Source organism: Klebsiella sp. Sb-30 (assembly GCF_057652795.1).
Window position 1 is genome coordinate 4,433,328 of the sequence record NZ_CM172749.1, and the last position, 24,401, is coordinate 4,457,728.

The window sequence follows — 24,401 nt, forward strand, 5'->3', positions numbered from 1 at the left end:
CTCTTCACGCTCCTGTGAGACAGCAGTTTGTAGGGTAAATGCCCGATACCGCGTCGGCAGCATAGCAGGATTTTGGCGAGGTGTTAATCTGTTTACAAAAAAGCAACATTAAAATTTAGCTGAATCGTTAAGGGCAGGATTTTACAGGCTTTACGTACATTTCCCGGGATATAAATTTAATTCTGTTACAGAAAACTGAGCAAAATCCCAACAATCATCAAAAATCAAAAATAGACCTGCTTATACTCCGTCGCGAGCGCTATTTTCGGCGATACTCAGTGGAAACGGGCCCACTATAGCGCCGGGAGCTAACATGATACGACCTTTGAAACCCCACGTGATTGCCCTGGTGTGCAGTGCAGGGCTATTAGCCGCCTCTGGCGCTCTGTACGTCACAAGCCGCGCCGCAGAAACGCCGCCCGCGCCCGCTCCTGCCGCCCAACCCGCCGCTCCCGCTGCCGTTGAGCCCGCTGCTCCGACGGCGCAACCGGTCGCTGCCACCTACACGGCGGCGCAAATCGATCGGTGGGTCGCCCCCGTCGCCCTTTACCCGGATAACCTGCTGTCGCAGGTGTTAATGGCGTCGACCTATCCGAGCAACGTCCTGCAGGCCGTCCAGTGGTCGCAGGATAACCCAACGATGCAGGGAGACGCCGCCGTGCAGGCCGTGGCGAACCAGCCGTGGGATCCCAGCGTGAAATCGCTGGTCGCCTTTCCGGCGCTGCTGTCGCTGATGGGTGAAAATCCGCAGTGGGTGCAGGACCTGGGTAACGCGTTTCTCGCGCAGCCACAGGACGTAATGAATTCGGTGCAGAAACTGCGTGCCATCGCCCAGCAAACCGGGACGCTGAAATCGTCGCCGCAGCAGAAGGTGACCACGAGCAAAGTGACGCCGCCACCGACGACTTCCGCCGCCACGACAACAGTGAAAACCACCACGGTAGTCGAGCCTGCGCCCACCACCGAAATCATCAAGATTGAATCTACCGATCCGAACGTGGTGTATGTGCCAACCTACAACCCCAATACGGTTTATGGCACCTGGCCGAACACGACTTACCCGCCGGTCTATCTGCCGCCAACACCGGGCGAACAGTTTACCGATAGCTTCGTCAACGGTCTTGGTTTCAGCCTGGGGGTAGCCACCACCTATGCGCTGTTCAGCAGCATCGACTGGGATGATGACTATCATCACGACGATGACTGGGATCACGGCGGCTACCATGGCGGCGGGAACAACAATATCAATATCGACGTCGATAACTACAACCATTTCAACAAGCAGCGCTTTGACGGCAACAACGCCGGCTGGCAGCACAACCCGGCGTTCCGCAACAACGTGCCGTACCCGAACAATAACGTGGCGCAGCGTTTCCACCAGACCAACGTTCCCGGCGGCCTGAGCGCCACGCAACGCACTCCGGCGAACCTGACCAACCAACGTCAGGCGGCGCTCGACCAGTTCCAGCACAGCACTCACAACGGCGCGGCCAAAGGTCTGACCGCGGGTGGAGTGGCGACGGCAGGCAACAGGGATTCCCAGCGCCAGGCGGCCTCACAACAGCTCAACAAAATTACCCAGCGCAGCAACTACCGGGGCTACGACACCCCGGAAAACCGCGCAGCGGCGAAGCAGAAGCAACAAAATTCGGCAGCCCAACAGCAGCGGCGGGAAAAGGCAAAATCGCACGTCCAGAACCCGACGGCGCAGCAGCAACAGCATCGCGATACGGCGAAGTCGCAGGTTCAACAGCGCCGCACCAACGCAACGCCGCCGCAGCGCCAACAGAGAGTGCAGAATGTTCGTTCGAATGCGTTCAGCGGCAACGACAGCCGGTCGCCATCGTGGGAGGCCCAGCGCCAGCGGGGCACCCAGAGCCGGAATACGGCGCACCTCAACACTAACCAGCGTGCGGCGGCGCAACAGCGCACCGGTCAACATCGCGAACTGCGTCATCGCTAAGGAGCGGTCATGAAAAAAGTCCTGATTTCTGGCTGGCTGGCGCTTTTTGCCCTGCCCGTTTTTGGCCAACAGTATTTTGCCACCCCGGAGAAGGCCGCCACCGCGCTGGCGGACGCCGTTTCGACACAAAACGAGACGGCGCTCAACGACCTGCTGGGGGAGGACTGGCGTCAGTACCTGCCGCAGCGAGAGGCAGACCCGGAAGCCGTCGCCCGTTTTCTTCGCGACTGGAAAGTCGGCCATAAGATTGTCGAGCAGGGGGACATGGCACACCTCAACGTAGGCCGGGAAGCGTGGCAGCTGCCGATACCGATGCTGAAAACAGCCGAGGGTTGGCACTTCGATATGGCGCAGGCGGCGGATGAGATCCAGACGCGGGAAATCGGCCGTAACGAGCTGTCGGCAATTCAGGCGATGCACGCCTACGTTGACGCGCAAAATGAGTATTACCAGCACTTCCAGCGCTACGCCAAAAAGCTGTTCAGTACTCCGGGGAAAAAAGACGGTCTGTACTGGCCAACTGAACCCGGCGAAGAGCCGAGCCCGTTGGGGCCAGCCTTTAGCCCCGTCGAACCGGGCGAAGGCTATCACGGCTACCGTTTCCGCCTTATCCACGACGGTGACAAGCAGACGGTCGCCCTGTTGGCGTGGCCCGTTGCATGGGGTGAAACCGGCGTGATGAGCTTTATGATCGATCGAAGCGATCGCGTTTATCAGGCAAATCTGGGTCAGGATACGGCGACGTTAGTGCAGGCGATTACCCGCTTTACGCCAGACGAAAAGTGGCAGGCTATTGAGCAATAACCCCCTGCCCGGCGCATCCGTATGCCGCCGGGCGGGTTCCTCATCTGACGACGTTTAGCCCTGATGCGGCATCAGCTGTGGATAGCCGCTGAAGGCTGGTTTACTGCTGCTTAAGGCCGCCTCATCACTGTGAATACTGCCCGAGTTCGCCGCCCATACGCCTTCCGTGGTTTTGCTGATCGCCTGATGCTGTGCATTCAGGTTCTGACCCATGGCTGCGATATGGGTGTTTTCCGTACCACCGCTATTGTCGGCCCAGGGAATGGCAGGATCTGCGGCGCAAGCCGCAGCAGAAGCCAGGGTGGCGGCAAACAGGGCTGTTGTTAAAACGAGTCTCATAATACACCTCACCAGATAGTTAACTGCCTATAAGTTTATGGCGTAATTATTTTCAATGTATCTATAAGATGTGCCGATTTATTAACGCAGACACAGTTCTAAACATCGGGCATAAAAAAAGCGGCTCTCAGAGCCGCTTTTGCATTTTGCCGGAAAGAAAAACTTACTTTTTCTTCGCTTTCGCATTCGGCAGGTCGGTGATGCTACCTTCGAACACTTCTGCCGCCAGGCCAACGGACTCGTGCAGAGTCGGGTGCGCGTGGATGGTCAGCGCGATGTCTTCTGCGTCACAACCCATTTCGATAGCCAGACCGATTTCACCCAGCAGCTCGCCGCCGTTGGTGCCGACAATCGCGCCGCCGATAACACGGTGGGTCTCTTTGTCGAAGATCAGTTTGGTCATACCGTCTGCGCAATCAGAAGCGATCGCACGGCCAGACGCTGCCCACGGGAAGGTGGCAGTTTCGTAGCTGATGCCTTTCTCTTTCGCTTCTTTCTCGGTCAGGCCAACCCAGGCAACTTCTGGCTCGGTGTAGGCGATTGACGGGATCACTTTCGGGTCGAAGTAGTGCTTCAGACCGGAGATAACTTCGGCGGCAACGTGACCTTCGTGAACGCCTTTGTGCGCCAGCATCGGCTGACCGACGATATCGCCGATAGCGAAGATGTGCGGCACGTTGGTACGCAGCTGCTTGTCAACGCGGATAAAGCCGCGTTCGTCAACTTCAACGCCCGCTTTGCCTGCGTCAAGGTTTTTACCGTTCGGTACGCGACCGATAGCGACCAGCACCGCGTCATAACGCTGTGCTTCAGCCGGGGCTTTTTTGCCTTCCATGGAAACATAGATACCGTCTTCTTTTGCTTCAACGGCAGTCACTTTGGTTTCCAGCATCAGGTTGAATTTCTTGCTGATGCGTTTGGTGAAGACTTTAACCACGTCTTTGTCGGCAGCCGGGATCACCTGGTCGAACATTTCAACCACGTCGATCTCTGAACCCAGCGCATGGTACACGGTACCCATTTCCAGACCGATGATACCGCCACCCATAACCAGCATACGCTTCGGTACGGATTTCAGCTCCAGCGCATCGGTGGAGTCCCATACGCGCGGATCTTCGTGCGGAATGAACGGCAGCTGAATCGGACGGGAGCCCGCTGCGATGATCGCATTGTCGAAGTTAATCACGGTTTTACCGTTTTCACCTTCCACTTCCAGGGTGTTAGCGCCGGTGAATTTACCCAGACCGTTAACCACCTTCACTTTACGACCTTTGGCCATGCCAGCCAGACCACCGGTCAGCTGAGTGATGACTTTTTCTTTCCAGGTGCGGATCTTGTCAATGTCGGTTTTCGGTTCGCCGAAAACGATGCCGTGCTCGGCCAGCGCTTTCGCTTCTTCGATAACTTTAGCAACGTGCAGCAGTGCTTTAGAAGGGATACAGCCGACGTTCAGGCAAACACCGCCGAGGGTGCTGTAACGTTCTACGATGACGGTCTCCAGACCTAAATCAGCGCAACGGAAGGCAGCAGAATAGCCTGCAGGACCTGCCCCAAGTACCACGACCTGAGTTTTAATTTCAGTACTCATCATGACCTCTGTAGTTTGTATCCGGCGGGTCTGACGCTATTGTTATACACTTCATCCTTCAAGCCGCCTCTGCGTTGGCTGCGCTCGCTCACCCCGGTCACGTACCGCTTGTACGCTCCAGGGATTCACTCCCTTGCCGCCTTGACGCAACTCGAATTTTTTTGTGTAAATTACGCCCATGTCCACCGGGACGTTCTATCCGCCTGCATTTTACAAAATTGTTAACAATTTTGAAACAACAAACGGCAAACGATTTTGTCCTTTGTTGCTGATAACCCCGAAACGAAGACAAGATTACCAGAAAAAAGCCGGCCGTCAGGCCGGCTTTTCGCTTACATCACCAGGCGGCGAATATCGCTCAGCATGTTGTTGATGATGGTGATAAAGCGCGCACCATCAGCACCATCGATCACGCGGTGGTCGAAGGACAGAGAGATAGGCATCATCAGACGCGGTACAAACTCTTTACCATTCCACACCGGTTCCATCGCGGATTTGGACACCCCGAGGATAGCCACTTCCGGCGCGTTAACAATCGGCGCGAAGTGGGTTGTCCCCAGGCCACCGATGCTGGAGATGGTGAAGCAACCGCCCTGCATTTCGCCAGCCGTCAGCTTACCATCACGCGCTTTCTTAGAGATAACCGTCAGTTCACGAGACAGCTCGGTAATGCTCTTCTTGTTCACATCTTTAAAGACCGGAACAACCAGACCATTCGGCGTATCAACCGCCACCCCGATGTTGATGTATTTCTTCAGCGTCAGACGCTGTGCATCTTCGGACAGCGAGCTGTTGAAGCGTGGCATCTGCTCAAGCGCAGCGGCAACCGCTTTCATGATGAAGACAACGGGGGTGAATTTCACGTCCAGTTTGCGCTTCTCAGCTTCAGCATTCTGCTGCTTACGGAAGGCTTCCAGATCGGTGATATCGGTTTTGTCGAAGTGCGTAACGTGCGGGATCATGACCCAGTTACGGCTCAGGTTAGCACCAGAGATTTTCTGGATACGGCCCAGCTCAACTTCTTCCACTTCACCAAACTTGCTGAAGTCCACTTTCGGCCACGGCAGCATGCCCGGCAGACCACCACCGGCGGCAGCGGCAGGCGCAGCTTCAGCGCGTTTCACCGCGTCTTTCACGTAAGCCTGAACGTCTTCGCGCAGGATACGGCCTTTACGACCGGAGCCTTTCACTTTCGCCAGGTTGACGCCGAATTCGCGCGCCAGGCGACGAATCAGCGGTGTCGCATGAACGTAAGCGTCGTTTTCAGCAAACTCAGATTTGCCTTCCGCTTTCGCCGCAGGAGCAGCAGCCGGTTTAGCCGCCGGAGCCGGGGCAGCAGCTGCCGGAGCAGCAGCCTGAGCCGGAGCTGCGGCAGGCGCAGCGCCCTCCACTTCGAAGACCATAATCAGCGAACCGGTAGAGACTTTGTCGCCGGTGCTGATTTTGATTTCTTTGACGGTGCCTGCAAACGGTGCCGGCACTTCCATAGAAGCCTTGTCGCCTTCTACGGTGATCAGAGACTGTTCAGCGGCAACTTTGTCGCCCACTTTCACCATCACTTCGGTGACTTCGACTTCATCACCGCCGATGTCCGGTACGTGAACGTCTTTCGCGCCAGCAGCGGCTGCTGGTGCCGCGGCAGCGGCCGGAGCGGCTGCCTGTGCCGGAGCTGCAGCAGGTGCCGCGCCAGCAACTTCGAAGACCATGATCAGCGAGCCGGTAGACACTTTGTCGCCGGTGTTGATTTTGATCTCTTTCACGGTACCCGCGAACGGCGCCGGAACTTCCATAGAGGCTTTATCGCCTTCTACGGTGATCAGGGACTGCTCAGCCGCAACGGTATCGCCCACTTTAACCATGATCTCGGTGACTTCAACTTCGTCGCCGCCGATGTCCGGCACGTGAACGTCTTTTGCCGCTGCTGCAGCAGGTGCTGCTGCCGGGGCCGCTTCTTTCTTCTCTTCTGCCTTGGCAGGTGCAGCATCAGCTGCACCGTCGGCGGAATCGAAAATCATGATCAGTTTACCGGTCTCAGTTTTGTCGCCGACAGAGACTTTGATCTCTTTTACGACGCCAGCCTGCGGAGACGGGACTTCCATAGAGGCTTTATCGCCTTCTACAGTGATCAGCGACTGTTCAGCTTCAACTTTGTCGCCTACTTTGACCAGGATCTCGGTGATTTCAACTTCATCAGCCCCGATGTCCGGTACATTGATTTCGATAGCCATTATTCTTTTACCTCTTACGCCAGACGCGGGTTAACTTTTTCTGCATCGATGTTGAATTTGATGATGGCATCCGCCACCACTTTCTTATCGATTTCGCCACGTTTAGCCAGTTCGCCCAGTGCTGCTACAACCACATAAGAAGCATCTACTTCGAAGTGGTGACGCAGGTTCTCACGGCTGTCGGAACGTCCGAAGCCATCAGTACCCAGCACGCGGTAGTCGTCAGCCGGTACATAAGTACGGACCTGCTCGGCGAACAGTTTCATATAGTCGGTTGATGCTACAGCCGGAGCGTCGTTCATCACCTGAGCGATGTACGGAACGCGCGGAGTTTCCAGCGGGTGCAGCATGTTCCAGCGCTCACAGTCCTGACCGTCACGGGCCAGTTCGGTGAAGGAGGTGACGGAGTACACGTCAGAGCCCACGCCGTAGTCTTTCGCCAGGATCTGCGCTGCTTCACGAACGTGACGCAGGATAGAACCGGAGCCCAGCAGCTGAACTTTACCTTTGCTACCTTCAACAGTTTCGAGTTTATAGATACCTTTACGGATACCTTCCTCGGCACCTGCTGGCATGGCCGGCATGTGGTAGTTTTCGTTCAGCGTGGTGATGTAGTAGTAAACGTTCTCTTGTTTCTCGCCGTACATACGCTCCAGACCATCGTGCATGATGACCGCAACTTCGTACGCGTAAGACGGATCGTAAGAGATACAGTTCGGGATAGTCAGAGACTGAATATGGCTGTGACCATCTTCGTGCTGCAGACCTTCGCCGTTCAGCGTGGTACGACCGGAAGTCCCGCCGACCAGGAAGCCGCGAGCCTGCTGGTCGCCTGCCTGCCAGCACAGGTCGCCGATACGCTGGAACCCGAACATGGAGTAGTAGATGTAGAACGGGATCATCGGCAGGTTGTTGGTGCTGTAAGACGTTGCCGCCGCCAGCCAGGATGCGCCTGCGCCCAGTTCGTTGATCCCTTCCTGCAGGATCTGACCTTTTTCGTCTTCTTTGTAGTAAGCAACCTGCTCACGGTCCTGCGGGGTGTACTGCTGGCCGTTCGGGCTGTAGATACCAATCTGACGGAACAGGCCTTCCATACCAAAGGTACGCGCTTCATCGGCGATGATCGGCACGAGGCGGTCTTTGATGGACTTGTTCTTCAGCATCACGTTCAGGGCACGAACGAACGCGATAGTGGTAGAAATTTCTTTGTTCTGCTCTTCCAGCAGCGGCGCGAAATCTTCCAGGGTCGGCAGCTCCAGCTTCTCATCGAAGTTCGGCTGACGGCTCGGCAGATAGCCGTGCAGTTTCTGACGCTGAGCGTGCAGATAGGTATGCTCTTCGGAGCCTTCCGGGAAGGTCACGTACGGCAGTTTTTCGATATCCGCATCGGCAACCGGCACATTGAAACGATCGCGGACATAGCGAACGCCGTCCATGTTCATTTTCTTCACCTGGTGAGCGATGTTTTTACCTTCAGCGGTATCGCCCATGCCATACCCTTTAATGGTATGAGCCAGGATAACGGTCGCTTTGCCTTTGGTCTCCTGCGCTTTTTTCAGGGCAGCAAAGACTTTCTTCGGATCGTGACCACCGCGGTTCAGAGCCCAGATCTGCTCGTCAGTCCAGTCGGCAACCAGCGCTGCGGTTTCCGGATATTTACCGAAGAAGTGCTCACGAACGTACGCGCCATCTTTGGATTTGAAGGTCTGGTAGTCACCGTCAACGGTTTCGTTCATCAGCTGAATCAGCTTACCGCTGGTGTCTTTACGCAGCAGCTCATCCCAACGACCGCCCCAGATAACCTTGATAACGTTCCAGCCGGCACCGGCGAAGATACCTTCCAGCTCGTTAATGATTTTACCGTTACCGGTGACCGGGCCGTCCAGACGCTGCAGGTTGCAGTTAATGACGAAGACCAGGTTATCCAGTTTTTCACGGGTGGCGATGGTGATAGCGCCTTTAGATTCCGGCTCGTCCATCTCGCCGTCGCCCAGGAAGGCATAAACGGTTTGTTTGGAGGTATCTTTCAGACCACGGTGTTCCAGATACTTGAGGAATTTCGCCTGATAGATAGCACCGATTGGGCCCAGACCCATGGAGACGGTCGGGAACTGCCAGAATTCCGGCATCAGTTTCGGGTGCGGATAAGAAGACAGACCGTTACCGTGAACTTCCTGACGGAAGTTATTCATCTGCTCTTCGGTCAGACGGCCTTCGAGGAACGCACGTGCGTATACGCCCGGAGAAATGTGGCCCTGGAAGTAAACCAGGTCGCCGCCATCCTGCTCGTTGCGCGCACGGAAGAAGTGGTTAAAGCACACTTCATAGAACGTTGCGGAGGACTGGAAGGAAGCCATGTGGCCACCCAGTTCCAGATCTTTTTTCGATGCGCGCAGAACGGTCATGATGGCGTTCCAACGAATCGCAGAACGAATTCGACGTTCCAGATCCAGATTCCCCGGATATTCCGGTTCATCTTCAACGGCAATAGTGTTGACGTAACTGCCTGTAGATGTGCCAGCAGCAACCTTCACCCCGCCTTTGCGGGCTTCAGAAAGGAGTTGGTCAATCAGATACTGAGCACGCTCAACACCTTCTTCACGGATGACCGATTCGATCGCCTGTAGCCAGTCGCGAGTTTCGATCGGATCCACGTCATTTGGTAAACGTTCTGACATGGGGGGTATTCCTTATCTATCTAATCGTTGATTAATCTGGAACCTGTCCCATTGCACTCTTTGTTCTTCATATTTCAGGTTATCTCTTTGTTGGCTGCGCTTCCTCACCCTGGCCACATAGTTAGCTATGCTCCCGGGGATTCACGTGCTTGCCGCCGCGATATAACCCGAACTATTTGAACAACCAAAAGCACAATAAGACAGGTTCTGCGTTTAGTTGCCGCGCTCTAAAAAATGGCGCTTAAGAACCGGAGTTCTCATCTTTCCGTTGCTGTAAACGACGCAGTGAGCGTTCTCGACGACTCTCCTCACGGCTACGATCCAGCAAAATTTCTTCAATGAACGCCAGGTGTCGATGCGACGCTTCACGCGCCTGCTCCGGCTCTCCGGCGATTATCGCCTCGAAAATACGAGTGCGATGGTTGCTGACCTGCGGAAGCATCTCCCGACGGGCATACAGCAATTCAAAGTTCTGACGAACGTTTTGCGCGAGCATCGGCTCCATGCAGCGTAGCAGATGGAGAAGCACGACATTGTGCGCCGCTTCGGTGACGGCAATTTGATACTGGACGACGGCGTCAGATTCGGCGTCAAGATCGCCGGACTGCTGAGCCCGTTCGATAGCCTGATGCAGCTCGCGAATACGTTCGCGGTCAGCATCATTGCTGCGCAGCGCCGCGTAATAAGCCGCGATGCCTTCCAGCGCGTGGCGGGTTTCCAGCAGATCAAATTGGGATTCAGGGTGATCGGACAGTAGCTCGACCAGCGGGTCGCTGAAGCTCTGCCACAGGCTGCTCTGTACAAAAGTTCCACCGCCCTGGCGACGAAGCAACAAGCCCTTGGCTTCGAGGCGTTGAATCGCCTCACGCAGCGAGGGGCGGGAAACGTCGAACTGTTTGGCCAGTTCGCGTTCAGGCGGGAGTTTTTCACCGGGGCGTAAGGTCCCCTCAAGGATTAAAAACTCAAGCTGCTGCTCTATCACATCAGATAGTTTTGGTTGGCGGATTTTGCTGTAGGCCATATTCCCTGTCTCTGCCATTAGCCCGTAGTCAATTGGTCTTACCAATTCGCAGTTCGTAGCGGTAAAGTAACAAAGTATTCACCTTCTGTCCATACAGGTTTTGATTGAAATCAGGAAACCACGCACATTTTAACAACCTTACAGAAATAACATTTCAGAATTGTAACTTCACACAAATGATGTGTTTACCCCATAAGAGGTAGCGTTAACGTTTATGAAACGAAAAATTAGGCTATCTGAACCGATTCAACTCCGTAAAACTCAATTATTTATTCATAAGGAGTGAATATTCAGCCACCTCAAGCGGATCGCGTTCACCGGCCTGCTATTTACAAATGGTTTCTTTTTGCTCGCTTCGTCATCATCCCTTCATAAAGCAGGTGCATTCATTCGCGCTTATCACTATTCTCGGTGAGACGAAAGGCCTTTTGGTGTTTTTATGTTTCGCCTTCCGTAAAGAAATCAATACGAAAACGGAATTTCGGAATTACACCACACAACAATATGTAAGCTGAATCAATCAGGACCGAGCTGACCAAAACGCCCTTGAATTTAGATAGCTATGCTATCTGGCAGGGACAGACAACGAAGCAGTAGCCTGAAGGACGACGCGTATAAACATAATAACCACACACGAGGTTTCATGATGGAAGGTCAACAGCATGGCGATCGGCTCAAGCGCGGCTTGAAAAACCGCCATATTCAGCTTATTGCTCTGGGCGGCGCTATCGGCACCGGCCTGTTTCTGGGCAGTGCATCCGTTATTCAGTCCGCCGGCCCCGGGATTATTCTGGGCTATGCGATCGCCGGTTTTATCGCCTTCCTGATCATGCGTCAGCTGGGTGAGATGGTCGTAGAAGAGCCGGTAGCAGGTTCATTCAGTCATTTTGCGTATAAATACTGGGGCGGTTTTGCCGGCTTTGCTTCCGGTTGGAACTACTGGGTACTGTACGTTCTGGTGGCCATGGCCGAGCTGACTGCGGTCGGGAAATATATTCAGTTCTGGTGGCCCGAGATCCCAACCTGGGTGTCCGCTGCGGTGTTCTTTATCGCCATCAATGCCATTAACCTGACCAACGTGAAAGTGTTTGGTGAAATGGAGTTCTGGTTCGCCATTATTAAAGTAGTGGCCGTTGTGGCGATGATTCTGTTTGGCGGCTGGCTGCTGTTCAGCGGCAACGGCGGCCCACAGGCAACCGTACGCAACCTGTGGGACCAGGGCGGGTTCCTGCCGCATGGCTTTACCGGACTGGTGATGATGATGGCGATTATCATGTTCTCGTTTGGTGGTCTGGAGCTGGTCGGGATCACGGCAGCTGAAGCGGACAATCCGGAACAGAGCATCCCGAAAGCCACCAACCAGGTTATCTACCGTATCCTGATTTTCTATGTGGGCTCGCTGGCCGTTCTGCTTTCACTGCTGCCGTGGACGCGCGTCACCGCAGATACCAGCCCGTTCGTGCTGATCTTCCACGAGCTGGGCGATACCTTTGTGGCCAACGCCCTCAACGTCGTGGTGCTGACCGCTGCGCTGTCCGTGTATAACAGCTGCGTATACTGCAACAGCCGCATGTTGTTCGGTCTGGCCCAGCAGGGGAACGCCCCGAAAGCGCTGATGAGCGTCGATAAGCGCGGCGTGCCGGTCAATACCATTCTGGTCTCTGCCGTGGTCACCGCGCTGTGCGTCCTGATTAACTACTTCGCACCGGAGTCGGCCTTTGGCCTGCTGATGGCGCTGGTGGTTTCCGCGCTGGTCATTAACTGGGCGATGATTAGCCTGGCGCATATGAAGTTCCGTCGCGCCAAGCAGCAGCAGGGCGTGGTTTCTCGTTTCCCGGCGCTGTTCTACCCGGTCGGCAACTGGGTCTGCCTGCTGTTCATGGTGGCGGTACTGGTGATTATGCTGATGACGCCGGGCATGGCGATTTCCGTTTACCTGATCCCGGTATGGATTGCGATTCTGGGCGTCGGCTATCTGTTTAAACAGAAAAGCGCCAGCGCACTAAAAGCACAATAATACATCTCTGGATTCTGTGCCCGTCCCGTCATGGCGGGCACAGAGCATTGTTATCTGCTTCACACTTTCCCTCCAACAGTCGTTTTATCCATATCGTTGACCTGATACTGCAACGCATTTATCGGCAATTCCGCAAATAATTCTCTCCATACCGCAACGGGGAGATCTCCAGATGGCAGGCAATAAACTTTCAGTGAGAGAAAAGATTGGCTATGGGATGGGCGATGCCGGATGCAACATCATATTTGGCGCCATCATGCTGTTTGTTAACTACTTTTACACCGATATTTTTGGCCTCGCGCCCGCGTTAGTGGGCGTTTTGTTGCTCTCCGTACGCGTCATCGATGCCGTGACAGACCCGATCATGGGCGCCATGGCCGACCGTACTCGCAGTCAATATGGCCGCTTCCGTCCGTGGCTGCTGTGGATGGCCTTCCCCTACGCGCTGTTCAGCGTCCTGATGTTCACCACGCCGGAATGGACCTATCACAGCAAAGTTATCTATGCCTTCGTCACCTACTTCCTGCTCTCACTGACCTATACCGCGATTAATATTCCCTACTGCTCGTTAGGCAGCGTGATTACTAACGATCCGCAGGAGCGCGTAGCCTGCCAGTCGTATCGTTTTGTGCTGGTCGGTATTGCCACGCTGCTGCTGTCGCTGACGCTGCTGCCGATGGCCGACTGGTTCGGTGGCGCCGATAAAGCCAAAGGTTATCAGATGGCGATGACCGTGCTGGCAGCAATTGGTATGTGTATGTTTTTATTCTGCTTCGCCACCGTTCGTGAACGCGTGCGTCCGGCGGTACAGACCCACGATGAACTGAAGCAAGACTTTAAGGACGTCTGGAAAAACGATCAGTGGGTTCGCATCCTGCTGTTAACGCTTTGCAACGTCTGTCCCGGGTTTATCCGCATGGCCGCCACCATGTACTACGTGACCTGGGTCATGCAGCAAAGCACCCACTTTGCGACGCTGTTTATCAGCCTCGGCGTGGTCGGGATGATGATCGGCAGTATGCTGGCAAAAGTGCTGACCGATCGCTGGTGCAAGCTGCAGGTTTTCTTCTGGACCAATATCGCCCTGGCGATTTTCTCCTGCGCGTTCTACTTCTTCGACCCACATGCCACCATGATGATTATGGTGCTCTACTTCCTGCTCAACATCCTGCATCAGATCCCGTCGCCGCTGCACTGGTCCCTGATGGCTGACGTCGATGATTACGGCGAGTGGAAAACCGGCAAACGCATCACCGGGATCAGCTTCTCCGGTAATCTTTTCTTCCTGAAAGTCGGGCTGGCGGTAGCCGGCGCGATGGTCGGTTTCCTGCTCTCATGGTACGGATACGATGCCGGCGCCAAAGAGCAGAGCGCCTCGGCGGTAAACGGTATCGTGCTGCTGTTCAGCGTCATTCCGGGTGTTGGCTACCTGATTACCGCAGGCGTCGTGCGGATGCTGAAGGTCAACCGCGAGTTTATGTGCCAAATCCAGTCGGACCTGGAAAAGCGTCGCGCTAACTACGAGGAACTCAATACCTGGCAGGATCTCAAAACCAGTGAACACATAAGGAAAGCTTGATGAGCAACTGGCCTAATCCGTTTATTGAACAACGCGCGGACCCCTATATTCTGCGCCATCAGGATCACTACTATTTTATCGCCTCGGTTCCGGAATATGACCGGCTGGAGATTCGTCGCGCGGCGACGCTGGAAGGTCTACGCGAAGCGCCGCCGGTGGTGGTCTGGCGTAAAGCGGAGAGCGGCCCAATGAGCCAGCTCATCTGGGCACCGGAACTGCATGAAATTGACGGGAAATGGTATATCTATTTTGCCGCTGCTCACACGCAAGACCTGGACCAACTCGGGATGTTCCAGCACCGGATGTTTGTCCTCGAATGTGCCGACAGCGACCCGCTCAGCGGTCAGTGGGTTGAAAAAGGCCAGGTAAAAACGCCCTTCGATAACTTTGCGCTGGATGCCACCACCTTTCAACATCAGGGCAGGCAGTGGTATCTGTGGGCGCAGAAAGCCCCACATATTGCAGGCAACTCCAACCTCTACCTGGCGGAGCTGGCAAACCCGTGGACGCTAAAAGGTGATCCCGTGATGTTGAGTAAACCGGAGTTTGACTGGGAATGTCGCGGTTTTCGGGTCAATGAAGGCCCGGCGGTTCTGGTCCACGGCGAGCGGCTGTTTGTCAGCTATTCCGCCAGCGCAACCGATGAAAACTACTGCATGGGACTCTTGTGGATAGACCTGCTGGCCGACCCGCTGCGCCCGGAGAACTGGCATAAATCACCGGAGCCCGTATTTCGTACCAGCGATGAGAACCGTCAGTATGGCCCCGGTCACAACGGTTTTACGCAAACGCCGGAAGGGGAAGATGTGCTGGTCTACCATGCGCGGAACTATACCGAAATTGAAGGCGATCCGCTGTACGATCCGAATCGCCATACGCGGCTCAAGCGGGTTCGCTGGCAAGAAAACGGGATGCCTGACTTCGGCATCCCGCCCGCCGATACGTATTGATCGCCCCCCCTGCCCGGCAGCGGGCGGGGCTTAAATCAAGGTACCGTAAATGGTGAGTAGCGCCATGATAACGACCACCACCAGCGACGTTTTTTTGGCCATTGAGACCGCCGCTTTAGGTGTCTCGACCTTATCCACATGCGGTTCGCGCGCCAGCGAAAACTGAGCCAGTCGGGTCAGAACCTGGTACTGCGACGAGTGACGGTCGCCCAAAGAAGCAAACCAGGCCGGCAAGGCTCTTTCCCCGTGTCCCACCAACGCATAGACCACGCCGACCAGACGTACCGGCAGCCAGTCCACCACGTGCAGAATGGCATCAATCCCCGACTGTAAGCGATGGCGCGGCGTCTGATAACGCGCCAGCCACGTCTGCCAGGCGCGCAGCACGCAGTAGCCAATCAGCGTAATAGGTCCCCATGGCCCGCCAACCACAAACCAGAACAGCGGAGCCAGGTAGTAGCGGTAGTTAATCCACAGCAGCGCATTTTGCAGTTCGCTCAGAAACTCGCGATCGTCACAGCCTGGCGGCACGCCGTGAATCAGCGTCAGCTCGCTGGCCATCGCGTCACAAGCATGACGATCGTTGCGTGATGCGGCTTTCAGATACGCATGATAGTGCAGCCGTACCCTGCCCGCGCCAATACACAGCAGGCCGAGCAAGATCCAGAAGACCAGAAGAGGGACGTTAAACAGCACCCCGTGCAGCAGGCGCTGAATAAGATAAACCACCGCCATGGCCAGCGCCGTCATCAGCAGAGTCGCAGGGAGTGAAAAGTGTTTTACCCGGCGAAACAGCACTTCCAGGCGGTGATCGAGCTGCCAGTGCTCACCCAGCTTAAACAGCCGCTCAGCGATGAGAACCAGCAGCGTAGTAAACAACGTCATGGCATCTCCTTTTCTGACGAAGCGGCCAGCAGGCCGCGAAATTTTGCCCAGTCAAAAGCCGGACCGGGATCCGTTTTTCGGACTGGCGCAATATCGCTGTGGCCAGTCATATGGCGTGCGATGGCCGGGTACAACGCGATCAGCTGTCGCGTCACCGCCACCAGCTGCTGGTACTGCGCATCGGTATAAGCCAGCGTGTCGGTTCCTTCCAGCTCAATGCCGATAGAAAAGTCATTGCAGCGTTCACGCCCGTGATAGCTGGATACGCCCGCGTGCCACGCTCGCTTATCAAAAGGAACATACTGCACAATTTCACCATCGCGACGAATAAGACAATGCGCTGAAACGCGCAGGTGCGCGATTTCCGCAAAGAAAGGATGAGCGCTGGGATCGAGCGTTCCGGTGAATAAAGCATCGATCCACGGGCCGCCAAACTCCCCCGGCGGCAGACTAATATTATGCACCACCAGTAAGGAAGGGGCTTCATCATCCGGGCGGCAATCATGGTGCGGCGAAGGAACCCGACGCGCATCCACCAGCCATCCCCCATTCAACTGCATGCGGAATCTCCTTTCGCTAACTCATGCTCCCGGGCCGCCCGTGGCCCAAAGGATGCTGATTATCATACACAAAATCGTTCAGCCTGCGGTCCAGCAACCCACAAATCATCGCTGAAAAGCAGAGACATAGCCGATACAGAGGCGCCCCGAAGCGCGAAGTCTGTATGGTGTAGAAACGCTGTTCAGGTTAGCATGTTTCCCACTGCTGAATCTTATCTATCTGGAGCTTTATCATGTCGCCTCGTCGCTACAATCCCGACCGCCGCCGTGACGCGCTGCTGGAACGCATTAACCTGGATATCACCGATGCCGTCGCCCAATCCCTGCGGGAAGATCTGGGTGGCGAGGTCAATGCCAACAACGATATTAGCGCCCAATTATTGCCGGAAGACGCACGCTCACATGCGGTCATTATTACGCGCGAAGACGGCGTATTTTGCGGTAAGCGCTGGGTGGAAGAGGTCTTCATTCAACTGGCTGGCGACGATGTCAGCATCACCTGGCATGTCGAAGATGGCGATCTCATCAAAGCGGACCAGCCGCTGTTCGAGCTGGAGGGGCCTTCCCGGCTGCTGCTGACCGGTGAACGCACCGCGCTGAATTTCGTGCAGACCCTGTCCGGCGTCTCCAGCGAAGTACATCGTTACGTGGAGCTGCTGGCCGGAACCAAAACCCAGCTGCTCGACACGCGTAAAACGCTGCCAGGCCTGCGCACCGCACTGAAGTATGCCGTACTGTGCGGCGGCGGCGCCAACCACCGTCTGGGTTTATTCGACGCCTTCCTGATTAAAGAAAACCACATTATTGCCTCAGGCTCAGTGCGTCAGGCGGTGGAAAAAGCTTTCTGGCTGCATCCGGACGTTCCGGTTGAAGTGGAAGTGGAATCGCTTGATGAACTGGATGAAGCGCTTAAAGCCGGCGCGGATATCATTATGCTCGATAATTTCACCACCGACCTGATGCGTGAAGCGGTGAAGCGGACCAACGGCAAGGCGGCGCTGGAAGTATCCGGCAACGTGACGTTTAAAACCATCCGCGAATTTGCCGAAACCGGCGTTGATTACATCTCCGTGGGCGCCCTGACCAAGCACGTACACGCCCTGGACCTCTCCATGCGTTTTCGCTAATCGCCCGCCCCGGAGCGACAACGCGCCGGGGCTTTTTTTGCGAGACAGCGAGCATCTCTGACTCCCCCACCTGCAAGAACACCAGAAAACCTGGAAAGTCGTTTCCCACCTCATCATTTGTCATTCGCCGCGGCGCCGCCAGCGCGTCACAGTGCTTCCTTCACCACAAGGAGCATATATGGACAGACAACGCGGATTTACCCTGATCGAACTGATGGTGGTCATCGGCATTATCGCCATTCTGAGCGCTATCGGCATTCCGGCTTATCAGAACTACCTGCGCAAAGCGGCCCTGACCGACATGCTGCAAACCTTTGTCCCCTACCGCACGGCCGTTGAACTATGCGCGCTCGAACACGGCGGACTGACAAGCTGTGACGCCGGCGCCAACGGCATCCCTTCTCCAGCGACCACGCGCTACGTCGCCACCATGAGCGTCGCGCAAGGTATTGTCACGCTGAACGGACAAGAAAGCCTGAACGGACTGAGCGTCACCCTGACGCCGTCCTGGGACAATGCAAGCGGTATCACCGGCTGGGGGCGCGTCTGCAACATAGCCAGCAGCAGCGCACTCCAGCAGGCCTGCGAAGATGTGTTCCGCATAAACTGAGGCCGCCACGATGAAAACCGATCGGTTAATCTCCCTTTGTCAGCGCCATCAGGCGCTGCTGTTGAACAGCGATGAGCAAACCATCGCTATCGCGGTTGTCGATGCTCCGACGCCTGAACTGATGGAGGCGCTGCGTTTCGCTACTCAGAAGCGAATCGATATCGAATGCTGGAGCCAGGCGCAGATGGATAAGCGTCAGCAGACGGCAACCCACCCCTCGCCCCCTGCCCACAGCGATACCGCGGCCGATGTAATCGGCCAGGTCCAGCAGATCCTCGAGCAAGCGCTACGCCAGCGGGCTTCCGATATTCATTTTGAGCCCGAAGAAAATCACCTGCGCATTCGTCTGCGTGTCGATGGCGTGCTCCATGCACTTTCGCCCCTTCCCCCCGAACGCGCAGCCCCGGTCGCCGCGCGGCTTAAAGTGCTCGGCAACCTGGACATCGCCGAGCATCGCCTGCCGCAGGATGGCCAGTTTACCCTGCCCCTTGCCGGTCGCCCGGTCTCTTTCCGTATAGCCACACTGCCCTGTCGCCACGGGGAGAAAATCGTGCTGCGTTTACTGCATCAGGTCGAGCAGGCACTCGAGCTGGGGGCGCTGGGACTTTCGTCAGACCAGCTTAATGCGTTTCGCTCGGCCCTCGAACAGCCGCAGGGACTGCTGCTGGTTACCGGCCCAACCGGTAGCGGTAAAACCGTTACCCTTTATAGCGCGCTGCAAACCAGAAACCACGATGCGGTCAATATTTGTAGCGTGGAAGATCCGCTGGAGATGCCGATAGCCGGAATGAACCAGACACAAATTAACCCCCGCGCCGGACTGACTTTTCAAAACGTTCTGCGCGCGCTGTTACGCCAGGATCCTGACATTGTGATGGTCGGGGAAATTCGCGATGCGGAGACCGCAGAGATTGCGATTAAAGCGGCGCAAACCGGGCATCTGGTCCTTTCGACGCTGCACACCAACTCCACCAGTGAAACCCTCACTCGCCTACAGCAAATGGGCGTTGCCGGCTGGATGCTCTCTTCTGCACTGTCGCTGGTTATCGCTCAACGCCTGGTGCGTAAACTGTGCGTACACTGCCGCCGTGAAACCGGGAAGACGATGGATATACCGCGCCGCCTGTGGCCCCGACCTCTCCCGCGCTGGCAGGCCGTAGGCTGTCAGCACTGCTATCACGGCTACTATGGTCGCCAGGCATTATTTGAGCTATTGCCGGTGAATGCCCCGCTACGTCAAGCGATCGCCCGTGGCCCGAGCGCGCTGGAAATCGAATCTCTGGCACGGGAAGCGGGAATGATGACGCTGTTTGAAAGCGGCTGTCTGGCGGTCGAGCAAGGGCTGACCAACCTTGAAGAAATCGTCCGCGTACTGGGGATCCCTCATGACCGCTAACCGTCTCTGGCGCTGGCAAGGCGTGGATATGCAGGGCCAATTTTGTCAGGGAACACAGTGGAACCCTGGCCGACTGGAAGTATTCCAGGCGCTTCAGCATGAACGCATTATTCCACTGGCCATTCGCCGCTGTGCGGTCAAAAACACGCTCTGGCATCCGCGCTATGGCAGTCAGGTTGTTCGCCAACTGGCGGTGCTCCTTCAGGCCGGACTTTCTTTAGCTGAAGGACTCGAGCTGCTGGCGCAACAGCAACCGAGCGCGCAGTGGCAGGCGCTGCTGCGCACACTGGCTCAGGATCTGGCGCAAGGCATCTCGCTTTCTGCCGCGCTGGAAAAGTGGCCTCAGGCCTTTGCACCGCTTAGCCTGGCGATGATCCGTACCGGCGAGCTCACCGGTAAACTGGATTTTTGTTGTCTTCAGCTGGCGCGTCAACAGCAGGAACAGCAGCAGCTGGCAGAAAAAGTGAAGAAAGCGGTGCGCTACCCGGCCGTTATTCTGGGTCTGGCCCTGATGGTGGTGGTGGCGATGCTGTGCTTCGTTCTGCCGGAGTTTGCGGCGATCTACCAAACCTTCAACACACCGCTACCGCTGCTGACGCGCCTGGTTATTCACGCCAGCGAGAGCCTTAGCTATGGCTGGCCACTGCTGATTGTGCCGATTGTGCTGCCCGCCGTCCTTAATCTGATAGCCAGTCGCCGCCCGCACTGGCTGCTGCAGCGACAAAAAATGCTCCACGCGCTCCCGGTTGTGGGAAAACTCAAACGCGGGCAGCGGCTTAGCCAGATCTTTACCGTACTCGCACTGACCCAAAGTGCAGGTATTAGCTTTCTGCAAGGTCTGGAAAGCGTCGAGGATACGCTGAACTGCCCGCTATGGCGCCAGCGGATCCAGCAGGTGCATCTGCACATTAGCCACGGAGCTCCCATCTGGCAGGCTCTTGAGCGAAGCGGCGGTTTTACCACGCTATGCCTGCAGCTGATCCGCACCGGTGAAGCATCCGGATCGCTGGATACAATGCTGGAAAACCTCGCCCGTCATCATAGTGAGCAAACGCATTATCAGGCAGAAAATCTGGCAACGTTACTGGAGCCGGCCCTGCTGTTGATAACCGGAACGATTGTCGGTGTGCTGGTGGTGGCGATGTATTTACCCATCTTTCATCTGGGTGACGCCATTAGCGGAATGGGCGGATAAGTGCTGGCGCAAAACGCGCCAGCATCAGGCATTACAGGCTGTTGAACACGCGGTTCTCTTGTTCCTGCACGCGAATGAAGGTCGTACGCTTGGTCAGCTCTTTCAGGCGAGAGGCGCCCACATAGGTACAGGCAGAACGCAGGCCACCGAGGATATCGCGAGCCGTGTTCTCTACCGGTCCACGCAGAGGCAGCTTAACGGTTTTGCCTTCCGCGGCGCGATACTGCGCAACGCCGCCAACGTGGCGCGTCATGGCGGATTCGGAGCTCATGCCGTAGAACAGCATGAATTTCTCGCCGTTTTCTTCAACGACGGTACCGCCGCTCTCTTCATGGCCAGCCAGCATTCCCCCCAGCATGACAAAATCTGCACCGCCGCCGAAGGCTTTCGCCACGTCACCTGGCATCGTGCAACCGCCATCGCTGACGATCTGGCCGCCCAGGCCATGCGCCGCATCGGCACACTCGATAACGGCAGACAGCTGCGGATAACCGACGCCGGTCTTCACGCGAGTGGTACATACGGAGCCCGGGCCGATGCCCACTTTCACAATATCAGCACCGGACAGAATCAGCTCTTCGCACATTTCGCCCGTCACAACGTTACCCGCAATAATGGTTTTTTTCGGCCAGGCTGCACGCGCTTTGGCGACGAACTGAACAAAATGTTCAGAATAACCATTCGCCACATCGATGCAGACGAAGCTAAGCTGCGGGTTCTGAGAAAGGATCTGCTGGGTTTTTTCGAAATCGACATCCGAGGTGCCGGTGGACACCATGACGTACTTCAGCACATCTGCGGACACCGACTGGACAAACTCCTGCCATTGTTCAACGGTATAGTGCTTGTGAACCGCGGTCAGAATACCGAAAGAGGCCAGCGCTTTCGCCATGCCAAACGTCCCGACGGTATCCATGTTAGCGGCAATGATCGGCACGCCAGACCAGGACAGACCAGAATGTTTAAAAGTGAATTCACGTTCCAGCTGAACATCAGAACGGCTTTTGAGGGTAGAGCGTTTTGGGCGGATAAGAACGTCTTTAAAACCAAGCTTCAGATCTTCTTCGATACGCATGTACGAATTCCTGGGGTTAATTGCATTATTGTGAGAGCACAACTCCAGTGACGTTATCATACGCACGAATCATGGCTGCGCAAGACTGCGATTTTCACTTTTTTTACGCTACAATCGTATAAATTTACCTGGTGAACAGTGAATGGCGCGAACGCAATAATCGACGCCCGGCGTATCATTTTTAACCACTTGATTTATATATACAAAAAAATCCAGTATATACTGTGATGGCCTTTTATTGGCCTGCAGCCACCTTGATGGGGATAGCGTTCACCGGGGCGTGGTGCGCAGCAAAACGAGCGCCTCTGAAGAGTAATGTGTATATGGTCAGTTCAGGATCGGAGCGTATGAGGTATACGGTAGCGTTAACAGGCGGCATTGGCAGTGGCAAAAGTACCGTGGCCGATGCATTTTCCCGGCTTGGGATTAACGTTATTGACGCTGACATTATTGCCCGTCAGGTAGTAGAACCCGGAACCACCGCGCTTCAGGCCATCGCCGCTCACTTTGGTTCACCGATGCTCAATGATGACGGCACGCTGAACCGCCGCGCTCTGCGTGAAAAAATCTTTGCTCACCCTGAAGATAAAACCTGGCTTAACGGGCTATTGCATCCGCTCATCCAGCAGGAAACTCGCCGGCAGATGCAGGCCGCGAGCTCTCCTTATATTCTTTGGGTCGTCCCCTTACTGGTAGAAAACCGGCTGGCTACGCAGGCCGATCGCGTGCTGGTCGTTGATGTTCCAAAAGAGACGCAGATCGCGCGTACGATGCTTCGCGATCGGGTCAGTCGTGAACATGCAGAACATATTCTTGCCGCCCAGGCGACGCGCGAACAGCGCCTTGCCGTTGCGGATGATGTCATTGAAAACATGGGCTCTCCGGATGCCGTCGCATCGGATGTTGCCCGCCTGCACGAAAAGTATCTAATGCTGGCATCGCAGGCCGCCTCACAGGAAAAACCGTAATGCACACCCCCGTTCTGTTTGAACATCCACTCAACGAGAAAATGCGCACCTGGCTGCGTATTGAATTTTTGACTCAGCAATTGTCCGTTCATCCGACAATCGCCAGCTACGCCGATGCACTCCATTTTTTCCGCAACGCGGGCGATCTTTTAGATGTACTGGAACGTGGAGAGGTCAGGACGGACCTGCTAAAAGAGCTGGAGCGCCAGCAGCGGAAATTACAGTCATGGGTAGACATTCCCGGCGTCGATGGCGAACGCATTGACGCCTTGCGTCAGCAGTTGAAGCAGTGCGGCGCCACGCTGATGTCCGCGCCGCGCATCGGCCAGTTCCTGCGTGAAGATCGTTTGATTGCGCTGGTACGCCAGCGTCTGAGCATTCCCGGCGGCTGCTGCAGCTTTGATTTGCCCACGCTGCATATCTGGCTGCACATGCCGCAGGCATACCGTGACGAACAGATCGGCGTCTGGATAGCCAGCCTTGATCCGCTGACTCAATCTCTGGTGCTGATCCTCGATCTGATTCGTAATGCCGCCCCTTTCCGTAAGCAGACCAGCCTCAACGGCTTTTATCAGGATAATGGCGAAGATGCCGACCTGCTACGTCTGCGGCTGGATATTGCCAGCCAGCTCTATCCTCAAATCTCCGGGCATAAGAGCCGTTTCGCTATCCGCTTCCTGCCGCTGGATAGCGAGTTCGGGGTCGTACCTGAGCGTTTTGATTTTGAACTGGCCTGTTGTTAAGGAGAAATAATGTCAGAAGAGACGATCGTCAATTGCCCCACCTGCGGTAAACCCGTGGTCTGGAACGCACAGAGCCTGTACCGCCCCTTTTGCTCTAAACGCTGCCAGCTGATTGATCTAGGCGAATGGGCTGCGGAAGAAAAACGTATTCCCAGCGCGAGCGATCTGTCCGATAGCGATGGCTGGAGCGAGGAACAGCAACCGTGACCGGTTCCCGGGCAAGGCAACATCGCGCCTTGTCCGGGAAACGCGGGTTCAGGAAGCCGCCTGCACTAATTTGGTAATAATGGGTTCATTCGCCGGCGGAAACGCCTCAGAGTCTAATGCCCGTTGCGCAATCCACTGCCCGGGCTGTCCCTCTTTCCCCCACGGCTCGCCGGACCACTCTTCCACCAGCCAGAACCACAGGGTAATGTGGCGGTCCGGGAACTGATACTCCAGCTTATCAAACAGGCGGGATGAGCTTACCGTAATCCCCACTTCTTCCTGCAGTTCACGCACCAGCGCCTGTTCCGCAGATTCTCCGGCTTCAATTTTACCGCCGGGAAACTCGAGTTTGTTGGCCATATGGGCATCGGCGGCGCGCTGGGTGATAAAGATCTCCCCCTGCGGATTGCGGATAATACCCACGGAAATTTGCAGTTGTTTCATCGTGATCATTCCATAAAAAAGGCG

General features: G+C 55.8%; 21 protein-coding genes. 12 read left to right on the forward strand and 9 right to left on the reverse strand.

What is annotated here, in order from left to right; genetic code table 11:
- The first annotated feature begins 313 nt into the window (after positions 1 to 313).
- The gene (locus AC236I_RS20765) at positions 314 to 1,963 is read left to right on the forward strand and encodes a DUF3300 domain-containing protein (protein ID WP_004857930.1); all 1,650 of its coding nucleotides are present in this window, start codon (positions 314 to 316) and stop codon (positions 1,961 to 1,963) included.
- Between the two features lie 9 nt (positions 1,964 to 1,972).
- Positions 1,973 to 2,767 (forward strand): DUF2950 family protein, encoded by a 795-nt coding sequence (locus AC236I_RS20770; protein ID WP_015585141.1) that lies wholly within the window; start codon positions 1,973 to 1,975, stop codon positions 2,765 to 2,767.
- A 54-nt stretch (positions 2,768 to 2,821) separates the two neighbouring features.
- On the opposite strand, the gene AC236I_RS20775 is transcribed toward AC236I_RS20770, so the two are convergent.
- The 5 genes from AC236I_RS20775 to pdhR form a co-directional block, all read right to left on the reverse strand.
- Entirely contained in the window at positions 2,822 to 3,106 is a 285-nt protein-coding gene (locus tag AC236I_RS20775; protein ID WP_004857926.1) for a hypothetical protein, read from the reverse strand.
- 163 nt (positions 3,107 to 3,269) lie between these two features.
- A complete protein-coding gene (gene lpdA, locus AC236I_RS20780; protein ID WP_004857924.1) occupies positions 3,270 to 4,694 on the reverse strand; it encodes a dihydrolipoyl dehydrogenase in 1,425 nt (474 codons plus the stop codon).
- A gap of 332 nt (positions 4,695 to 5,026) precedes the next feature.
- A complete protein-coding gene (aceF, locus tag AC236I_RS20785) occupies positions 5,027 to 6,922 on the reverse strand; it encodes a pyruvate dehydrogenase complex dihydrolipoyllysine-residue acetyltransferase (RefSeq protein WP_015585142.1) in 1,896 nt (631 codons plus the stop codon).
- Between the two features lie 14 nt (positions 6,923 to 6,936).
- Complete coding sequence (gene aceE / locus AC236I_RS20790) at positions 6,937 to 9,600, reverse strand: pyruvate dehydrogenase (acetyl-transferring), homodimeric type (protein WP_032689465.1); 2,664 nt, start codon at positions 9,598 to 9,600, stop codon at positions 6,937 to 6,939.
- 241 nt (positions 9,601 to 9,841) lie between these two features.
- Complete coding sequence (pdhR, locus tag AC236I_RS20795; protein ID WP_004857919.1) at positions 9,842 to 10,621, reverse strand: pyruvate dehydrogenase complex transcriptional repressor PdhR; 780 nt, start codon at positions 10,619 to 10,621, stop codon at positions 9,842 to 9,844.
- A 643-nt stretch (positions 10,622 to 11,264) separates the two neighbouring features.
- Here pdhR and aroP point away from each other — a divergent pair.
- From aroP to AC236I_RS20810, 3 genes are all read left to right on the forward strand, one after another.
- Positions 11,265 to 12,638 carry an aromatic amino acid transporter AroP gene (gene aroP / locus AC236I_RS20800; protein ID WP_162098158.1) on the forward strand — a complete coding sequence of 458 codons (1,374 nt, stop codon included), beginning with the start codon at positions 11,265 to 11,267 and terminating at the stop codon, positions 12,636 to 12,638.
- A gap of 172 nt (positions 12,639 to 12,810) precedes the next feature.
- Positions 12,811 to 14,217 (forward strand): glycoside-pentoside-hexuronide (GPH):cation symporter, encoded by a 1,407-nt coding sequence (locus AC236I_RS20805; protein WP_004857915.1) that lies wholly within the window; start codon positions 12,811 to 12,813, stop codon positions 14,215 to 14,217.
- A complete protein-coding gene (locus AC236I_RS20810) occupies positions 14,217 to 15,167 on the forward strand; it encodes a glycoside hydrolase family 43 protein (RefSeq protein WP_487608628.1) in 951 nt (316 codons plus the stop codon). The genes AC236I_RS20805 and AC236I_RS20810 overlap by 1 nt, the downstream gene beginning before the upstream one ends.
- A gap of 30 nt (positions 15,168 to 15,197) precedes the next feature.
- On the opposite strand, the gene ampE is transcribed toward AC236I_RS20810, so the two are convergent.
- Together ampE and ampD are read right to left on the reverse strand one after the other, a co-directional pair.
- The gene (gene ampE, locus AC236I_RS20815; protein WP_015585144.1) at positions 15,198 to 16,052 is read right to left on the reverse strand and encodes a beta-lactamase regulator AmpE; all 855 of its coding nucleotides are present in this window, start codon (positions 16,050 to 16,052) and stop codon (positions 15,198 to 15,200) included.
- Positions 16,049 to 16,612, reverse strand: a complete 564-nt coding sequence (gene ampD / locus AC236I_RS20820) for a 1,6-anhydro-N-acetylmuramyl-L-alanine amidase AmpD (RefSeq protein ID WP_015585145.1) — start codon at positions 16,610 to 16,612, stop codon at positions 16,049 to 16,051. The genes ampE and ampD overlap by 4 nt, the downstream gene beginning before the upstream one ends.
- Before the next feature lie 233 nt (positions 16,613 to 16,845).
- On the opposite strand from ampD, the gene nadC reads away from it, so the two are divergent.
- The 4 genes from nadC to hofC all read left to right on the forward strand — a co-directional run bounded on the left by nadC (position 16,846) and on the right by hofC (position 20,940).
- Positions 16,846 to 17,739, forward strand: coding sequence for a carboxylating nicotinate-nucleotide diphosphorylase (gene nadC / locus AC236I_RS20825; protein WP_004857908.1), 894 nt, complete (start codon positions 16,846 to 16,848; stop codon positions 17,737 to 17,739).
- A 178-nt stretch (positions 17,740 to 17,917) separates the two neighbouring features.
- Positions 17,918 to 18,349 (forward strand): prepilin peptidase-dependent pilin, encoded by a 432-nt coding sequence (gene ppdD, locus AC236I_RS20830; protein WP_004857906.1) that lies wholly within the window; start codon positions 17,918 to 17,920, stop codon positions 18,347 to 18,349.
- Positions 18,350 to 18,359: 10 nt separating this feature from the next.
- Positions 18,360 to 19,745, forward strand: coding sequence for a type II secretion system protein GspE (gspE, locus tag AC236I_RS20835; RefSeq protein ID WP_004857904.1), 1,386 nt, complete (start codon positions 18,360 to 18,362; stop codon positions 19,743 to 19,745).
- On the forward strand, positions 19,735 to 20,940 hold the full coding sequence (gene hofC, locus AC236I_RS20840; RefSeq protein ID WP_032716567.1) for a protein transport protein HofC: 1,206 nt from the start codon (positions 19,735 to 19,737) through the stop codon (positions 20,938 to 20,940). The genes gspE and hofC overlap by 11 nt, the downstream gene beginning before the upstream one ends.
- 31 nt (positions 20,941 to 20,971) lie before the next feature.
- Here the strand turns inward: hofC and AC236I_RS20845 are convergent, their stop codons facing one another.
- Positions 20,972 to 22,015 carry a GMP reductase gene (locus AC236I_RS20845; RefSeq protein ID WP_487608629.1) on the reverse strand — a complete coding sequence of 348 codons (1,044 nt, stop codon included), beginning with the start codon at positions 22,013 to 22,015 and terminating at the stop codon, positions 20,972 to 20,974.
- A gap of 347 nt (positions 22,016 to 22,362) precedes the next feature.
- Between AC236I_RS20845 and coaE the strand changes: the two genes are divergently transcribed.
- The 3 genes from coaE to yacG are packed head-to-tail and all read left to right on the forward strand — an operon-like array spanning position 22,363 to position 23,933.
- Positions 22,363 to 22,983, forward strand: a complete 621-nt coding sequence (gene coaE / locus AC236I_RS20850; RefSeq protein WP_004857896.1) for a dephospho-CoA kinase — start codon at positions 22,363 to 22,365, stop codon at positions 22,981 to 22,983.
- Entirely contained in the window at positions 22,983 to 23,726 is a 744-nt protein-coding gene (gene zapD / locus AC236I_RS20855; RefSeq protein WP_004857894.1) for a cell division protein ZapD, read from the forward strand. The genes coaE and zapD overlap by 1 nt, the downstream gene beginning before the upstream one ends.
- A gap of 9 nt (positions 23,727 to 23,735) precedes the next feature.
- The gene (yacG, locus tag AC236I_RS20860) at positions 23,736 to 23,933 is read left to right on the forward strand and encodes a DNA gyrase inhibitor YacG (protein ID WP_004857893.1); all 198 of its coding nucleotides are present in this window, start codon (positions 23,736 to 23,738) and stop codon (positions 23,931 to 23,933) included.
- Between the two features lie 48 nt (positions 23,934 to 23,981).
- Here the strand turns inward: yacG and mutT are convergent, their stop codons facing one another.
- Complete coding sequence (mutT, locus tag AC236I_RS20865) at positions 23,982 to 24,377, reverse strand: 8-oxo-dGTP diphosphatase MutT (protein WP_004857891.1); 396 nt, start codon at positions 24,375 to 24,377, stop codon at positions 23,982 to 23,984.
- Positions 24,378 to 24,401 lie beyond the last annotated feature (24 nt).

Excerpts from the sequence above, each read along its gene's own strand:
- zapD (WP_004857894.1), top strand. The coding sequence starts at position 22,983 with ATGCACACCCCCGTTCTGTTTGAACATCCACTCAACGAGAAAATGCGC.
- nadC (WP_004857908.1), top strand. The coding sequence starts at position 16,846 with ATGTCGCCTCGTCGCTACAATCCCGACCGCCGCCGTGACGCGCTGCTG.
- ampD (WP_015585145.1), bottom strand. The coding sequence starts at position 16,612 with ATGCAGTTGAATGGGGGATGGCTGGTGGATGCGCGTCGGGTTCCTTCG.
- AC236I_RS20845 (WP_487608629.1), bottom strand. The coding sequence starts at position 22,015 with ATGCGTATCGAAGAAGATCTGAAGCTTGGTTTTAAAGACGTTCTTATC.
- hofC (WP_032716567.1), top strand. The coding sequence starts at position 19,735 with ATGACCGCTAACCGTCTCTGGCGCTGGCAAGGCGTGGATATGCAGGGC.
- yacG (WP_004857893.1), top strand. The coding sequence starts at position 23,736 with ATGTCAGAAGAGACGATCGTCAATTGCCCCACCTGCGGTAAACCCGTG.
- aroP (WP_162098158.1), top strand. The coding sequence starts at position 11,265 with ATGATGGAAGGTCAACAGCATGGCGATCGGCTCAAGCGCGGCTTGAAA.
- pdhR (WP_004857919.1), bottom strand. The coding sequence starts at position 10,621 with ATGGCCTACAGCAAAATCCGCCAACCAAAACTATCTGATGTGATAGAG.
- AC236I_RS20810 (WP_487608628.1), top strand. The coding sequence starts at position 14,217 with ATGAGCAACTGGCCTAATCCGTTTATTGAACAACGCGCGGACCCCTAT.
- coaE (WP_004857896.1), top strand. The coding sequence starts at position 22,363 with ATGAGGTATACGGTAGCGTTAACAGGCGGCATTGGCAGTGGCAAAAGT.
- aceF (WP_015585142.1), bottom strand. The coding sequence starts at position 6,922 with ATGGCTATCGAAATCAATGTACCGGACATCGGGGCTGATGAAGTTGAA.
- gspE (WP_004857904.1), top strand. The coding sequence starts at position 18,360 with ATGAAAACCGATCGGTTAATCTCCCTTTGTCAGCGCCATCAGGCGCTG.
- ppdD (WP_004857906.1), top strand. The coding sequence starts at position 17,918 with ATGGACAGACAACGCGGATTTACCCTGATCGAACTGATGGTGGTCATC.
- AC236I_RS20805 (WP_004857915.1), top strand. The coding sequence starts at position 12,811 with ATGGCAGGCAATAAACTTTCAGTGAGAGAAAAGATTGGCTATGGGATG.
- AC236I_RS20770 (WP_015585141.1), top strand. The coding sequence starts at position 1,973 with ATGAAAAAAGTCCTGATTTCTGGCTGGCTGGCGCTTTTTGCCCTGCCC.
- aceE (WP_032689465.1), bottom strand. The coding sequence starts at position 9,600 with ATGTCAGAACGTTTACCAAATGACGTGGATCCGATCGAAACTCGCGAC.
- lpdA (WP_004857924.1), bottom strand. The coding sequence starts at position 4,694 with ATGAGTACTGAAATTAAAACTCAGGTCGTGGTACTTGGGGCAGGTCCT.
- AC236I_RS20775 (WP_004857926.1), bottom strand. The coding sequence starts at position 3,106 with ATGAGACTCGTTTTAACAACAGCCCTGTTTGCCGCCACCCTGGCTTCT.
- mutT (WP_004857891.1), bottom strand. The coding sequence starts at position 24,377 with ATGAAACAACTGCAAATTTCCGTGGGTATTATCCGCAATCCGCAGGGG.
- ampE (WP_015585144.1), bottom strand. The coding sequence starts at position 16,052 with ATGACGTTGTTTACTACGCTGCTGGTTCTCATCGCTGAGCGGCTGTTT.
- AC236I_RS20765 (WP_004857930.1), top strand. The coding sequence starts at position 314 with ATGATACGACCTTTGAAACCCCACGTGATTGCCCTGGTGTGCAGTGCA.